This is a genomic window from Bacillus sp. iso_77 (genome assembly GCF_056173625.1).
On the sequence record NZ_CM149683.1, the window covers coordinates 1,868,519 to 1,883,810 of the forward strand.

10 protein-coding genes and 1 pseudogene are annotated in these 15,292 nt (G+C 41.9%); 5 read left to right on the top strand and 6 right to left on the bottom strand.

The window, feature by feature from the left end; translation table 11 throughout:
• Positions 1 to 13: 13 nt before the first annotated feature.
• The gene (gene gltB / locus AC0VYC_RS09415; protein WP_138825896.1) at positions 14 to 4,585 is read right to left on the bottom strand and encodes a glutamate synthase large subunit; all 4,572 of its coding nucleotides are present in this window, start codon (positions 4,583 to 4,585) and stop codon (positions 14 to 16) included.
• A 153-nt stretch (positions 4,586 to 4,738) separates the two neighbouring features.
• On the opposite strand from gltB, the gene gltC reads away from it, so the two are divergent.
• From gltC to AC0VYC_RS09430, 3 genes are all read left to right on the top strand, one after another.
• The gene (gltC, locus tag AC0VYC_RS09420) at positions 4,739 to 5,641 is read left to right on the top strand and encodes a glutamate biosynthesis transcriptional regulator GltC (protein WP_024718330.1); all 903 of its coding nucleotides are present in this window, start codon (positions 4,739 to 4,741) and stop codon (positions 5,639 to 5,641) included.
• A gap of 94 nt (positions 5,642 to 5,735) precedes the next feature.
• On the top strand, positions 5,736 to 7,469 hold the full coding sequence (locus AC0VYC_RS09425) for an ABC transporter ATP-binding protein (RefSeq protein ID WP_024718329.1): 1,734 nt from the start codon (positions 5,736 to 5,738) through the stop codon (positions 7,467 to 7,469).
• Positions 7,466 to 9,295, top strand: coding sequence for an ABC transporter ATP-binding protein (locus AC0VYC_RS09430; protein ID WP_335364687.1), 1,830 nt, complete (start codon positions 7,466 to 7,468; stop codon positions 9,293 to 9,295). The genes AC0VYC_RS09425 and AC0VYC_RS09430 overlap by 4 nt, the downstream gene beginning before the upstream one ends.
• A 59-nt stretch (positions 9,296 to 9,354) precedes the next feature.
• Here the strand turns inward: AC0VYC_RS09430 and AC0VYC_RS09435 are convergent, their stop codons facing one another.
• Complete coding sequence (locus AC0VYC_RS09435; RefSeq protein WP_335364686.1) at positions 9,355 to 10,176, bottom strand: MerR family transcriptional regulator; 822 nt, start codon at positions 10,174 to 10,176, stop codon at positions 9,355 to 9,357.
• An 88-nt stretch (positions 10,177 to 10,264) separates the two neighbouring features.
• Between AC0VYC_RS09435 and AC0VYC_RS09440 the strand changes: the two genes are divergently transcribed.
• The gene (locus AC0VYC_RS09440; RefSeq protein ID WP_475388322.1) at positions 10,265 to 10,834 is read left to right on the top strand and encodes a GNAT family N-acetyltransferase; all 570 of its coding nucleotides are present in this window, start codon (positions 10,265 to 10,267) and stop codon (positions 10,832 to 10,834) included.
• Positions 10,835 to 10,888: 54 nt separating this feature from the next.
• Positions 10,889 to 11,181 (top strand): annotated as a pseudogene (locus AC0VYC_RS09445) (IS5/IS1182 family transposase); the annotation flags it as partial.
• 53 nt (positions 11,182 to 11,234) lie between these two features.
• Here the strand turns inward: AC0VYC_RS09445 and AC0VYC_RS09450 are convergent.
• The 4 genes from AC0VYC_RS09450 to proC all read right to left on the bottom strand — a co-directional run bounded on the left by AC0VYC_RS09450 (position 11,235) and on the right by proC (position 15,115).
• A complete protein-coding gene (locus AC0VYC_RS09450) occupies positions 11,235 to 11,798 on the bottom strand; it encodes a GNAT family N-acetyltransferase (RefSeq protein ID WP_178896681.1) in 564 nt (187 codons plus the stop codon).
• A gap of 86 nt (positions 11,799 to 11,884) precedes the next feature.
• Positions 11,885 to 13,153 (bottom strand): glutamate-5-semialdehyde dehydrogenase, encoded by a 1,269-nt coding sequence (locus AC0VYC_RS09455; protein ID WP_025207480.1) that lies wholly within the window; start codon positions 13,151 to 13,153, stop codon positions 11,885 to 11,887.
• An 18-nt stretch (positions 13,154 to 13,171) separates the two neighbouring features.
• Positions 13,172 to 14,290, bottom strand: a complete 1,119-nt coding sequence (gene proB, locus AC0VYC_RS09460; protein ID WP_427244153.1) for a glutamate 5-kinase — start codon at positions 14,288 to 14,290, stop codon at positions 13,172 to 13,174.
• A gap of 27 nt (positions 14,291 to 14,317) precedes the next feature.
• On the bottom strand, positions 14,318 to 15,115 hold the full coding sequence (gene proC, locus AC0VYC_RS09465; protein ID WP_008346567.1) for a pyrroline-5-carboxylate reductase: 798 nt from the start codon (positions 15,113 to 15,115) through the stop codon (positions 14,318 to 14,320).
• Between the last annotated feature and the right edge of the window lie 177 nt (positions 15,116 to 15,292).

The following is a 15,292-nucleotide window of genomic DNA, read 5'->3' on the forward strand; positions in this document are numbered from 1 at the left end:
CCTCTCCCCTTTCTTAATGAGCGACGGCTGCTTTTTGCCCGTTTGCCGTTTCTTTATTTTTCGGTTTTGTGTTTGCTTCAAATGCGAACATAACAGCTTCCTCGTGGCTGAGGCCTGCTTGTTTTTGTTCCTCAATGCTTTGAAGCATCATTTTGTAATTTCTCGGAATGATCTTAATGAATTGATTCTTTTCTTGTGCCCAGTTCTCTAGAAGCGCTGCTGCTTTTGAGCTGTTTGTATAATCAAGGTGTTCCTGAATCATTTGCTTCACTTCTTGTTCTTCTTCGTGATCTGTGAGTTTTTCAAACATGATCATTTCCATGTTACACATTCTTTTGAACTGTTTTGCATCGGATGTATGCACGTAAGCGATACCGCCAGACATCCCTGCACCAAAGTTTTTCCCGACGTCACCTAAAATGACAACACGTCCGCCAGTCATGTATTCACAGCCGTGATCACCGATTCCTTCAACGACCACATTGACACCTGAATTACGCACGGCAAATCGTTCACCTGCACGACCATTAATATACGCTTTTCCGCTTGTCGCGCCGTAAAATGCAACGTTACCGACAATCACGTTCTCATGTCCATTTTGTACAAAGTGATCAGATGTTTTGACAGCAATTTTGCCTCCAGAGAGTCCTTTGCCGATATAGTCATTTGAGTCACCTGTTAAATATAAAGACATCCCCTTTGGAACAAATGCGCCGAAGCTTTGTCCAGCTGAACCAGTGAACCGAAGTGTGATCGTATCCTCTGGCAGACCTTCTTCGCCGTAGCGCTTAGACACTTCACTGCCCGTAATCGTTCCAGCTACACGGTGAATGTTGCGAATGTTTAGTGACAGATCAACTGGTGTTTGATGATCGAGCGCTTCCTGTACATAAGGGAGAATCTCATTCATATCCAGTGATTCATCAATTTTATGATTTTGCGGCGTTCTGAATGTGCGTGGTCCCTCTGGCTGATAAAGCAGGGTTTCAAGGTTCAGCTGTCCTGCTTTCCAGTGTGCTTTTGCTCTTTCACTTACTGATAAAACATCCGTACGCCCAATCAATTCATCCATTGATGTAAAGCCAAGTTCAGCTAAAATTTCTCTTACTTCCTCTGCAATAAACATCATGAAATTGACAATGTGATCAGGGTCACCCATGAATTTTTTGCGAAGTTCCGGGTTTTGAGTAGCGACACCGACTGGGCAAGTATCTAAATGACATGCTCTCATCATGACGCATCCTAATACGACAAGTGGAGCTGTCGCAAAGCCGTATTCTTCTGCTCCTAAAATCGCAGCCATGACAACGTCGCGGCCTGTCATTAATTTTCCATCCGTTTCAAGAACGACTCGCTCTCGAAGGCCGTTTAAGACAAGGGTTTGATGCGCTTCTGCCAATCCAAGCTCCCAAGGAAGTCCTGTATGTTTAATACTTGTTTTCGGAGAAGCTCCAGTACCGCCATCATATCCACTAATTACGATGACATCCGCTGTCCCTTTTGCGACACCTGCTGCAATCGTACCAACGCCAGCTTTAGAAACTAGCTTGACACTGATGCGTGCATCACGGTTTGCGTTTTTCAAATCATGGATCAATTGAGCCAAATCCTCGATTGAATAAATATCATGGTGAGGCGGTGGTGAGATTAGGCCAACACCTGGCGTAGAACCACGTACGTCTGCGACCCAAGGATATACTTTATTTCCTGGCAGCTGTCCGCCTTCTCCCGGCTTTGCACCTTGCGCCATTTTAATTTGCAGTTCATCTGCATTGACTAAATAATGACTTTTCACACCAAAGCGGCCAGAAGCAATCTGTTTAATTGCACTTCTGCGATCATCCCCGTGCTCATCTACTGTGAAGCGTGCAGGGTCTTCCCCGCCTTCTCCGCTGTTGCTTTTGCCGCCAATTCGGTTCATCGCAATCGCTAGTGCTTCATGCGCTTCTTTACTTAATGAACCAAATGACATCGCACCTGTCTTAAAGCGCCGTACAATGGATTCAGCAGATTCAACTTCTTCTAGACGAACTGGCTTTTGTTTTGAACGAAAAGCAAATAGATTTCTAAGGAAACCAATTCGTTCTTCATCCGCTGCCTTCGTATATTGCTTAAATAAATCATAATCTTCGTTGCGGCATGCCCACTGAAGGGTATGAATGGTTTTTGGGTTAAACGCATGATGCTCTCCATTTTTTCTCCACTGGAACTCACTGCCTGATTCTAGCGTTTGATCAGTTGATGCCTGATACCCAGCCTCATGACGAAGCTTTGCTTCACTTGCAATGGTGTCAAGATCAATACCGCCTAGCTGAGAAGCTGTTCCTGTGAAATACGCCTGGATGACATCTTCACTAATGCCGACTGCTTCAAAAATTTGTGCGCCTCGATAGCTTTGGACAGTGGAAATTCCCACTTTAGACATTACTTTAACTACGCCCTCAGTCACACTTTTCCCAAACTTTGTGACAGCTTCATCAAAGCTAATCGCAATCGCTTCTTCAGCAATAAGCTGTTTGTATGTTTCGTAAACGAGGTACGGATGGATCGCATCTGCACCGTAGCCAATCAGTGCGGCAAAATGATGAACCTCTCTTACTTCTCCAGATTCGACGATTAAGCTCACCTTTGTTCGTAAGCCTTGACGCACAAGATGCTGATGAAGTGCACTCAATGCAAGAAGTGGTGGAATCGGCACTTTTTCTTCCGTCATGTCACGATCGGAAAGAATTAGTAAAGATACCCCTTCACGAATCGCTTTTTCTGCCTCTTCAAACATCGCATCAAGACCACGTTTTAGGTCATCAGTGAAAAGTGTATGAATCGTTTTGCTTTTAAAGGCGTTATGAACAATCGTTTTCAAGCCGTTGAACTGCCCGCTTGTTAAAACAGGTGTATAAAGTTTAATTCTTCGGCATGAATATTCATTTGGATGTAAAATATCTCCCTCAGCACCTAACCAAGTCATGGTCGATGTAACGAGCTGCTCACGAATGGCATCAATTGGCGGGTTCGTGACTTGAGCAAACAGCTGTTTAAAATAAGAAAACAGCGACTGCGCACGATCTGATAACACAGCAAGCGGTGTATCACTTCCCATTGAGCCGATTGGGTCCTTTCCTTCTTCTAGTAAAGGAATTAAATACTTTTGAATGTCTTCGTACGTATAATGGAAAGCACGCTGACGTGTTAACAAATCACTCATTATACTAGAATTTTCTGAATTTTCTTCAGAGCGATTGACGTGAACCATTTCTTCATCGAGCCATTTTTGATAAGGAAGTTCATTCGCAATCGAAGATTTCACTTCTTCATCCGAAATAATGCGTCCTTCTTCTAAATCGATTAACAGCATTTTACCTGGTTCAAGACGATCTTTATACTTCACATCTTCTTCATTTGTGTCAATGACGCCGACCTCAGATGAGAAAATGATATGATCGTCATTTGTCACGTAGTATCTCGCGGGTCTTAATCCGTTCCGATCTAAGATGGCGCCGATTTGTTTACCATCCGTAAACGAAATCGCTGTCGGACCATCCCACGGCTCCATTAACGAACTATGGTATTCATAAAATGCCCGTTTCTCTTTAGACATGTGCGTATTCTCCGTCCACGGCTCAGGAATCAGCATCATCGCTGTATGAGCAGGAGTACGCCCTGCAAGCACGAAAAATTCAAAGGCATTGTCTAAAATGGATGAATCACTTCCGTCTGCATTCAGCACTGGCAAAATCTTGTCTAGATCTTCTCCGAAGGCTTCAGACACAAATTGTTGTTCTCTTGCTCTCATCCAATTGATGTTTCCTCTTAATGTGTTGATTTCTCCGTTATGAATTAAGTAACGGTTTGGATGCGCTCGTTCCCATGTCGGGAATGTATTTGTACTAAATCTTGAATGAACGAGTGAAAATGCAGAAACAAATGTTTCATCCTGTAGATCAAGATAAAAAGCATCAACTTGATCTGATGTTAAAAGCCCCTTATATACAATGGTTTGACTAGACAGACTGACAAAGTAAAATTGTTTTTCCTCTGCTGTTCCCCAGTTTTCAGCCTGCTTACGGATGACATATAATTTTCGTTCAAATGACAAACGGTCTGTTACGTTGTCGTTTGCTCCGATGAACACTTGCCGGACAACCGGACAGCTCTTCGCTGCAACCGTTCCAATTTTCCCAGCATCAACAGGGACCGTTCTCCAGCCAATTAATGTTTGCCCTTCTTGTTTAATGAAGCCGTTGATCTTTTGTTCGATCGCTTGACGCGTTTTGGCATCATCATCTTTTGAAAAGAACACCATTCCTACCCCGTAACGGCCCTTTTCAGGAAGTGCAAAGTCTTGACAGTTCTTTCTAAAAAAAGCGTCTGGCAGTTGTACCATTAAACCGGCACCATCACCTGTATACGGATCACTGCCTTGCCCGCCGCGGTGATCAAGCTGGCACAGCATTTGCAATCCCTTTTTGACGATGCTATGTGTCGCCTCCCCTTTTAAATGGGCGTACAGTCCGATTCCACATGCATCATGTTCAAATTCAGGACGGTAGAGACCTTGTGGTTGTGGTAGTTGATTATAAGTCATCGTTTCTCTCCCCCGTTTAAAAGATCCGTTTTTTCACAGTAATAAAATCTCACAAACTCTGTAACTTATTTTAAGTTTTCAAATTAATATAAACAATATATAATTTAGATCAAAACAATCTCTTTTTGAGATAGATGGGTGTGAAGTGCAAAAATGGAGCTTCGTCAATTACGTTATTTTGTAGAAGTTGCTGACCGTGAACACGTGTCAGAAGCGGCTGAAAACTTACACGTTGCCCAATCTGCCATCAGCCGGCAGATTGCCAATTTAGAAGAAGAACTTGGAGTGGCTTTATTCGAACGAGAAGGACGAAATATCAAATTAACGAAAATCGGCAGACAATTTTTGGACCATGTCAGAACCGCCCTAAAAGCGATAGATTACGCCAAAGAACAAATTGATGAATACTTAGACCCCCACAAAGGGACAGTGAACATTGGATTTCCTACAAGTCTAGCAAGCCAAGTGCTCCCTTCTGTCATTTCCGCATTTAAGCTGGAATATCCAGAGGTCGATTTTTTACTTCGTCAAGGTTCCTATAAGTTTCTGATTGAAGCTGTCAAAAATCGAGACATTGATCTTGCCTTTTTAGGACCCGTCCCGACAAACGATCCTCAAATAGAAGGAAATATCTTGTTTTCCGAAAGCATTTATGCCCTTTTACCTATTAGTCACCCCTTTAGCGGGCAAAGAAGTATTCATTTAAGTGATTTGAGAAAAGACCATTTCGTTTTATTTCCTGAAGGGTATGTGCTGAGACAAATTGCAGTTGATGCCTGTAAGCAGGCTGGCTATGAGCCTACTATCTCATCTGAAGGAGAAGATTTGGATGCCATTAAAGGTCTTGTGTCAGCGGGTATGGGCGTTACTTTATTACCCGAAAGTGCTTTTTATGAAACAACACCGCGATTTACAGTGAAAATTCCCATTGATTTCCCTCAAGTGAGAAGAACGGTCGGAATTATTGCGTCTAAATCGAGAGAGATGTCTCCTTCTGCCCATGATTTTTATATGTTTGTAAAGGACTTCTTTTCAAAAATTGAACAATATAAATAATTCATTAAAACAAGACATTTCATTTGTAGAAATAATCCCTCTTTGTATATGATGAGTTACAGAACAACAGACTATATGGAAGAAAGGTAATCGTATGAAATCAATTTTATCGTTTTTAAAGCCCTATCGGCTATCCGTTGTGTCCATTGTGATTCTCACCTTTTTAAGCAGTATGCTCCAGCTGTATTTACCGACGCTTACGGCAGATATCGTTGATGTCGGGATCGTCCAAGGAGATGTCGCTTATATATGGAAAGTTGGGGGCTGGATGGTGGGTTGTTCTTTACTTGCCATCTTGCTCACGATTTGGAAGTCCTACTTGTCATCTAAGACAGCTCTAGGCTTCGGGCGTGATATGAGAAGACAGCTGTTTGTGCATGTCGAACAATTCTCATTAGAAGAATTTCAAAAAATCGGGACATCTTCCTTTATTACAAGATCCACAAATGATGTGAAACAAGTTCAAGATGTCACGATCATGATCTTACAAATGATGACACGGGCGCCTCTTATGCTCGTTGGTGGAATTATTTTGGCTGTATCTAGAGATGCTGTGTTATCTCTCATCTTTTTAGCAGCTCTTCCCCTTCTTGGCGGGTTCATTTATTTAGTGTCGAGAAAAGCGATCCCCCTCTTTGGCCAGCTTCAGAAAAAAACGGACCGGCTGAACTTGATTATGAGAGAGTCGCTTTCAGGCATTCGGGTCATTCGAGCGTTTAACCGAGTAGATGACGAAAAAGAACGTTTTCAAGAAGCCAATACATCGTATAAGGATACTGGCCTTAAAGTCAATCGATTAATGGCGTACTTGTTCCCTTTTATGCTCATTATCATGAACTTCACGAATATCGGCATTGTCTGGATTGGCGCTAATCGGATTGATGCCGGACAGATGGAAGTCGGGAATCTAATCGCCTTCATTCAATATGCGATGATGATTTTAATGGCACTCATTATGCTGTCTATGAGTTTTATTATGGTGCCTAGAGCTCAGGCATCAGCTAAACGGATGAATGAAGTGTTAAATCTAGAACCAAAAATTAAAGACAAAAAAGAAGCTGTCACTAAACTTGATCAGCCAGCCCAGTCCATTCGCTTTGAGGATGTGTCATTTTATTATTCAAATGCTGAAAAACCAGCCGTTCAAGACATGACGTTTGAAGCCAAAAAGGGTGAAACGACGGCGATCATCGGCAGTACAGGTTCCGGGAAAACGACACTTCTTCAGCTGATGACACGTTTTTATGAAGCAACAGAAGGAAAAATTACATTAGATGGTGTCGATATTAGAGAATTGCCTCAAGAGAAACTGAGAAGTCAGATGGGTTATGTTTCTCAAAAAGCCATTTTATTTAGCGGAACCATTGCTGATAATGTGCGCTTTGGCAAACGAGATGCTACAGATGACGAGATTTGGCAGGCACTGCGGACAGCACAGGCCGAAGAATTTGTTTTGCAAAAAGATGGCGGAATTCACGCAGAGATAGACCAAGGGGGTTCGAATCTCTCTGGCGGTCAAAAACAACGTCTTTCGATCGCAAGAGCACTCGTAAGAAAACCTGCATTCTACCTGTTTGACGATAGCTTCTCTGCCCTTGATTACAAAACGGATGCAAAACTTCGGTCAGCGCTAGAAGCTGAAAAAGAGCATGCTGCTTTGATTATTGTGGCTCAAAGAATCAGTACAGTGAAGCATAGCGATAAAATCATTGTGTTAGATGATGGAAAAATAGCAGGTATCGGTACACATGAACAGTTACTGAAAGATAACCTTGTCTATCAAGAAATAGTCGCATCACAGGAAGGTCAGGAGGTGGAGCAAGGATGAGTAAAAAAATGTCTTCTGGAATGGGACATAAAGGCGGTCACCCAAGGGGCCCAGTACAAAAACCGAAGGAATTTAAAAAAACACTTCTTCGTTTAACGGGCTATTTAAAACCGAGGAAATTTCAGCTGATCATTGTCCTGATTGCAGCGATCGGTTCAACCGTTTTTAATGTCGTCAGTCCAAAATTACTTGGGGATGCCACCTCTTCCCTATTTGAAAGTTTTACACAAGGAACTGGCGTTCAATTCGATGTCATTTCACGCATTTTATTGTTGCTTGTTCTATTATATGTCGTGGCATCTCTCTTCTCATTCGTGCAGCAATATGTAATGGCGGGTGTCTCGCAGCAGACCATTGCTGAATTAAGGCAAGAAGCAAATGACAAGCTCACACGTCTCCCCCTTCGTTATTTTGATAAAACAACACATGGAGACACGCTGAGCCGGGTGATGAACGACATTGATAATATTAATACTTCTTTACAGCAGGCACTCACGCAAGTGATCACATCTGTCATTACAGTCATTGGAATTGTCGTCATGATGCTTTTCATCAGTCCGCTACTGACGCTGCTTGTTTGTTTGACGCTACCTCTTAGTTTGTTTGCGATTCGAGGCATTACATCATTTTCGCAAAAGCATTTTAAAGCACAGCAAAAAGAACTAGGGATGATCAATGGACATATTAATGAAATGTTCACAGGACATCAGACGGTTCGTGCGTATGGCTATGAAAAGAAAGCCATTGATACATTTGATCAATTAAACGAACAACTATATGAATCTTCAAGAAAAGCACAATTTATCTCCGGCTTAATGATGCCGATGATGACCTTTATTGGGAATCTTGGCTATGTGGCGGTAAGTGTTGCTGGCGGAATTCTTGTCATTAACGGGAATATTCGTGTTGGGGATGTGCAAGCATTTATCCAATACACACAACAAATGTCGCAGCCGCTTGTGCAAGCATCCAGTGTTGCAAACTTAGTTCAATCTGCTATCGCTTCTGCTGAACGAGTGTTTGAAATTCTGGATGAGGAAGAAGAACATGCGGAAGAAGATGCAGCGATTGATATTAAATCCCTTTCCGGAGATGTGGCCTTTGAGCACGTTCACTTCGGTTATGAGAAAGATCAACCCATTATTAAAGATTTGAATTTACAAGTCCGAGAAGGACAAACAGTTGCCATTGTTGGGCCAACAGGCGCTGGAAAAACAACGATTATTAATCTGTTAATGCGCTTTTATGAGCTAGATCAAGGCTCCATTCGCATTGGCGGCGTAAAAACAACCGACCTCAGCCGAGAGCAAGTGCGTGACTTATTTGCGATGGTTCTTCAGGATACATGGCTCTTTGAAGGCACAATTTATGACAACATCGCATATGGCAGACCAAATGTTTCAAAAGAGGATGTGTTGAAGGCCGCTAAACATGCCTATGCAGACGATTTCATCCGCACCCTTCCAGATGGATATGACACACTCTTAACAGAAGATGCCGGCAACCTCTCACAAGGTCAGCGTCAACTGTTAACCATCGCCCGTGCCATCTTATCTGATCCGAAGATATTAATCTTAGATGAAGCAACAAGCAGTGTCGATACACGGACAGAGATGCATATTCAAAAAGCGATGAATGAATTAATGAACGGCAGAACAAGCTTCGTCATTGCACATCGACTTTCAACGATTAAAGATGCCGATCTCATTTTAGTCATGAAAGATGGCACGATCATTGAAAAAGGAACTCATCGTGAGCTTTTGAAAGAAAAAGGCTTTTATGCCGACCTCTATATGAGTCAATTTGCCGAAAACCAAGTCGGTTAAACAGCACCAAAAAGGATAGACAGCATGTGAAAATGCCTGTCTATCCTTTTTGTGATGCCTTAAGCTTCCCGTTTTCTGACTTTCACACTGAGTTTTGTCATGTAATCCGCTTCATTTTTAGACATCAGAGAATGAAGTAAATACTCCTCAAAGACATCTCCATCCAGTATCATATCCTCTGCTTCGATTCGATCTAATAAACGTGAATAGGCAGTCTCCATCTCTTCATATGTTCCTTGTTGATACATGACTGCATATAGACCCGCTGGCTTTTTGACTGCATCCGGCCCTTCCATTCGGCAAAACAGCCTATCAGATTGATGATAATGACGCTGCATAAACTGCTCCTTGTTTAAAACAGAACCATTTGCCGCGGCACCTTTAATACCAATCCCTTTCAGAAATTCTCCTACAATTCGAGAAATTTCTTCTATAGGTGTGTTTGAATCAATCGGGTTTGATGTACTGAGGACGATCGGTTCTTCTGGCAGTTCTTGAAACAAGACCTCCCCTGTTTTCACTGATGATAATTCATTCGTTGTCTCGATCACACGAAAAAGGAAAGATTGAATATCCTGTAGTTTTTGGATCTCCTCCCCGACCTTTTCTGCTTGCTCAATCGCCAGGCTTTGCAATTTTTCCTGAGAAGGCTCAGTAAAGTATTGTTTTAATTGCTTGATCGGAAATTGAACAGCGCGAAGAGATTGAATGGCCATGAAATGATCAAACTGTTCAAATGTATAATAACGGTACCCATTTTCCTGAACACCTGCCGGCTTAAACAAATCGATTTTATCATAATAGAGCAGTGTATCTTTTTTCACTTCAAATAATGCCGCAAATTCTCCAGTTAAAAATGTTTTTTGAACATCGCTCATCATTTTTAGGGCTCCTTTCTTGACTATGGAGTTACTCCATCCTTTATGATAACATGCAGAAACACCACATATGTGGAGAAAGGATTTACACATGAACAAAATCGCACAAGATCAAGTCACATTATCACTTGCAAAACAAGAGGACTTCCCTTTGATGAAAAAAGAACTGCAAGATGCTTTTACAGCTGGCATCATTGATGCATTTGGCGATGCAGAAGGTGGACCAATTCCACCTGATAAATCGATTGATGAATCTTTTTATTCGACTGAGAACCTTGTCTATCATATTTTACTAAACGGTCAAAAGGCAGGAGGGGTTGTTTTAAAAATCAACCCTCTCACACACCGCAATTCGGTGGACCTATTATACATTTCTTCATCATCTCACAGCCGCGGCATTGGTCAGGCAGCATGGAAAGCCATTGAGGCGCAATATCCAGAAACGAAGGTGTGGGAAGTTGTCACTCCTTATTTTGAAAAGCGCAACATTCATTTTTATGTGAACAAATGCGGGTTTCAGATTGTTGAGTTTTATCACTTGCACCATCCGAATCCGAGCTTGCCTCATGAGAACGATCAAGAAAATGACCCTTTAGCGCCTGAGACATTTGAATTTTTCAAATTTGAGAAAGTCATGAAAAAAGACCGTTCAAGTTCATAAAAAACTCCCCCTCATATGGGGGAGTTTCAGCGTGTAGACAAAACCTCGCATTCGCCAAGAACAAAAGCTGGTTATTTAAAAGAATGAATACGTGTATGATGCATATTTTGATTGTTACATTTGCCCCAACGGGCATTATCGTACAACGACTAGAGAAGGCTATAAGCAATATGCGTCTGATTCAGAGATATGCAAGTCCTGCTCGTTTTTAGATAACTGTACACAAAGTCAATTGGACGAAACTTCGTGGACTCAAAAAAGTTTCAATATAGGCGATGCTTACTTTCGCTGCCATGAATCTCAAAAAGCTAGCAAACTGGACATGGAAAGGACCATGTCCAGCCTAAGTCAACAGATAAATTTTATTAAAATCAGTGAAAACCCCTCATCTGGGGAGTTTTTATTTTGATATAATGTGAGGCCTTTCATCCGTCGCAAGAATCGCAAACAAATAATGATCTTTCCACTCCCCATTGATTTTTACATTTTGTCTAGATAGACCTTCTTTTTGAAAACCTGCCTTTTCAAGTACTCGTATGGAACCTATATTATGAGGCTGAACACCTGCTTCAATTCTGTGAAGATCCAGCACATGAAATGCCTCATCTAGCATGAGGGCAATTGCTTCAGTTGTGTAGCCTTTTCCATTATGTTTTTGATCAAGTCCGTATCCAAGCCAGGCGCTTTGAAGAACATCTCTGACAACACCAGATAATGTGATTGTGCCAATGAGCTGATGTGACGCGCGGTGGAAAATTCCTTTTGCATATGTTTCGTCTTTTTGGCGGCTTTGCTGAAATGTCTGAATTCGCTTCAATTGTTCGGGGATGGTGTAAAAATCCTCTTGTCTAAATGAAGTAAATGGCTGAAAGAACTCGCGATTTTCATATTCAAGTGTTGCCAGTGCTTCAGCATCGCTTTCTTTGAAATCTCTTAAATAGATCGATGTGTTGATCGTTTCCATGTCGTTCCCCCTTTTTTCTCTCTTCTTTTATCATACACTAAAAAAACACTACCCCAAGGAGAAAGGTAGTGTTCTTTACATTCATTCTAGCTTCTAATCTGACCATCACCAGACAGAAGCAGCTTTGTCGTTGTCAGTGCAGGAAGTCCCATTGGCCCTCTTGCGTGCAGCTTTTGAGTAGAAATGCCAATTTCAGCGCCATATCCTAGTGCACCGCCATCTGTAAAACGTGTAGATGCGTTATGATAAACAGCGGCAGCATCGACTTCGTTTAGAAAGATTTGTGCGTTTTTTTCATCCTCTGTTACGATGGCTTCTGAATGTTTGGTTCCGTACTGATCAATGTGGTGAATGGCGTCCTCAATTGAGTCAACGACTTTCACCGCAAGATCAAGACTTAAATACTCATCTGTCCAATCTACTTCCTCCGCAGGAACCGCTTCGGAAAAGAAAGATTGAGCGTCTTGATCTCCATGCACAGTGACATGATGCTGAAGGAGTGCTTCATTCAATGCTGCACCATTTTCTTTCAGCCAATCGCGATGAACGATCAGAGTCTCAAGCGCATTACAAACGGCCGGACGATTTGTTTTCGCATTGATGACAATCTGAATGGCTTTTTCTACATTCGCTGTTTGATCAATAAAGATATGGCAGTTCCCTGTCCCTGTTTCAAGAACTGGAATGGTCGATTCTTCTACAACTGTTTTGATTAACGAAGCCCCGCCTCTCGGAATTAAAACATCGATCCATTCTTTTAGATGAAACATCGCTTGAACCGATGAACGGTCTGTTTGTTCAATAAACTGTACCGCATCACGAGGGATCTTTGTTTGATCCAATGCCTCATGAATGACGCGGACGATGGCTTTGTTGGAAGAAATAGCGGAGGAACCGCCTTTTAAAATCACTGAGTTGCCTGCCTTGAGGGCAAGCCCTGCTGCATCGACAGTGACATTCGGTCTCGCTTCATAGATCATCCCGATCACGCCGAGCGGTACTCTTCGGCTTTTCACATGTAAGCCGTTTTCAAGAGTCCATTCATCCAATATTTCTCCAACAGGATCTGTTAATCTCGTCACAAGCCGCAAACTTTCCGCAAACTCATGAATTCTCTCTTCATTTAACATTAATCGATCCATTAATGCTTCAGAGAAGCCCTTTTCTTTTCCTGCCTCTAAATCCTTTTGATTTTCCTGTAAAATAAAATCACTTTGCTGTTCGAGTGTTTCTGCTATTTTCAGCAGCGCCTCATTTTTTTCCTCTGTTTGAAGTAAACCTAGTTTTTTTGATACGTGCTTTGCTTTTTTCGCTTTTTCTTTGACCGATGTGACAACTTCAGCTGTCAGTGTCATGAAATTCCTCCCTTATGATTAGCAAACTGGTATTGATAAATCTAAATGACAAACAAACGCTTCAAGATCTACGACATGCACCACTTCATCCTGTAGCAAGTCACCGTTCAGTGCGAGTTCGTCGGACGCATAATTGACAATGCCAAGCCCTATTTCTCTTTCATCTTGATCTAAAATACGGACAACATCGCCTTTTTTAAACGAACCCTTTACATCGACTATGCCGTCAGAATCCAGACTTTTCTCACGATGCATGAGAAGCTCCTGTGTTTTCTCTTGAACAACGATTTCGCCTTTTGGGCCAGAATGAAAAGCAATCCACTGTTTTTTATAATTCAGCGGCGCTAAATTTTCGTCAGCTGTAAAATAAGTGCCGTTCTCTGTCCCATTAATGGCTTTGTCTAAAATGTGAGGCGTATCGGCTTTTCCCAAAAAGCCATTGATGCCTGAGGCCATTGAAATTTTAAAGGCGTCGAGTTTTGATTTCATTCCGCCTGTGCCAACGCTGCTTCCCGCATCTCCAGCGGCTGCTTCGATGTCTTCTGTGATTTCTGTGACTTCTAGAATTCTCTTCGCATTCGGATTTGTATGAGGGTTATCTTCATACAAGCCGTCAATATCAGATAAAATAGCGAGGAAATCCGCATCAATCAGTCCAGCTACTTTTGCAGACAATGTATCATTATCTCCAAACTTCAACCGATTGATCGTCACTGTATCATTTTCATTAATAATCGGGATGATCCCTCGATCTAATAACACATTCATTGTATTTCGCACATTTTGATAGCGCGTTTCATCTGAAAAATCGCTTCTTGTAATTAATAGCTGTGAAGCAATATAACCGTGCGATAAAAATAAAGTAGAATATGACTCCATTAAAAGCCCTTGCCCTATTGAGGCAGACGCCTGTTTTTCTGGCAGTGTTTTCGGTCTATCAATAAATCCTAATTTTCGGTAACCAGCTGCAACCGCACCAGATGAGACCAAAATGACTTCGTGTCCTTCATCTTTGAGTTTTACAATTTGATTGACGAGGTTTTCTAGTTTTTTTAAACTAATCTCACCTTGAAAGCTAGTAAGAGAGCTGCTTCCGATTTTCACTACAATTCGTTTTCTCTCTTTATCTGCGTACACCTTATCACTCCTGTATTGAGGCTCTATTTATATCGTTACTTTTTGTTTTTGCTGTTCACTTATTTCTTTTGATCGATTGGCAGCATGTTTGACGGCCTGTTTGATGGCTTCTCCTCCGCCAAAATCATCTAATGCATCTAGTCCTGCAGCAGTTGTTCCATTAGGTGACGTAATTTTTTCTCTGAGGACAGAAGGATTTTCAGCTGTTTCTTGCAGCATCTTCGCTGCACCGAGAAGTGTCTGTGTACCGATTTGACGGGACATTTCTTTTGATAAGCCAGCTTCTTCTCCAGCCTCTTCGATTCTTTCCATTAAGAAATAAAAATAAGCTGGACCACTTCCGGCAATTCCTGTGAAAATATCCATTTGCTCTTCCTGAATGGTATACACTTCTCCCATTTCAGATAAAAGAGCCCGACTCATGCTTACATGTTCATTTTTCACATAACGTCCAGCAGATAAAGCGGTCGCCGACGCCCCAATTGTACTTGACGTATTTGGCATTACTCGCATAACAGGCTGCCCTTCATGCAGCATGTCTTCAATATATGATGATTTCACACCTGCAAGTACAGACAGGATGAGCTGATCTTTCTGAATATGAGGTTTTAATGATTCAAGTGCTGTTTCAGCATCCTTTGGCTTCATCGCCAGGATCAACATATCCATTTCTTCAAAAGGAAATGAATCCATTGTGGCTGTTTGGATTCCGTAGCGTTTCGTTAGTTCGTTTAATCGCTGCTTATTTTGCTTGTTTGTTGCGTAAATTTGGCTGAGCGGCATCTGACCTGATCGCACAATACCTGCAATCATTCCTTCCGCCATAGAACCTGCTCCAATGAAAGCAACTTTCTTTTGATCAATGATATTGATCCTCTCCCTTGTTCGCTTTTTGTTCGTGTTTTTCGCACGTTAGTTATCGTAACATGATGAGAAATCGTGTCAAGAAAGAGCCAGCGCTTTTCAAAAGTCCCGAATACACGCTTAACAGCTTGCGGTATG

Bases quoted from the DNA above. Each gene is read 5' to 3' on its own strand.
- gltB (WP_138825896.1), bottom strand. From the start codon at position 4,585: ATGACTTATAATCAACTACCACAACCACAAGGTCTCTACCGTCCTGAA.
- gltC (WP_024718330.1), top strand. From the start codon at position 4,739: ATGGAGCTTCGTCAATTACGTTATTTTGTAGAAGTTGCTGACCGTGAA.
- AC0VYC_RS09425 (WP_024718329.1), top strand. From the start codon at position 5,736: ATGAAATCAATTTTATCGTTTTTAAAGCCCTATCGGCTATCCGTTGTG.
- AC0VYC_RS09430 (WP_335364687.1), top strand. From the start codon at position 7,466: ATGAGTAAAAAAATGTCTTCTGGAATGGGACATAAAGGCGGTCACCCA.
- AC0VYC_RS09435 (WP_335364686.1), bottom strand. From the start codon at position 10,176: ATGATGAGCGATGTTCAAAAAACATTTTTAACTGGAGAATTTGCGGCA.
- AC0VYC_RS09440 (WP_475388322.1), top strand. From the start codon at position 10,265: ATGAACAAAATCGCACAAGATCAAGTCACATTATCACTTGCAAAACAA.
- AC0VYC_RS09450 (WP_178896681.1), bottom strand. From the start codon at position 11,798: ATGGAAACGATCAACACATCGATCTATTTAAGAGATTTCAAAGAAAGC.
- AC0VYC_RS09455 (WP_025207480.1), bottom strand. From the start codon at position 13,153: ATGACACTGACAGCTGAAGTTGTCACATCGGTCAAAGAAAAAGCGAAA.
- proC (WP_008346567.1), bottom strand. From the start codon at position 15,115: ATGGCGGAAGGAATGATTGCAGGTATTGTGCGATCAGGTCAGATGCCG.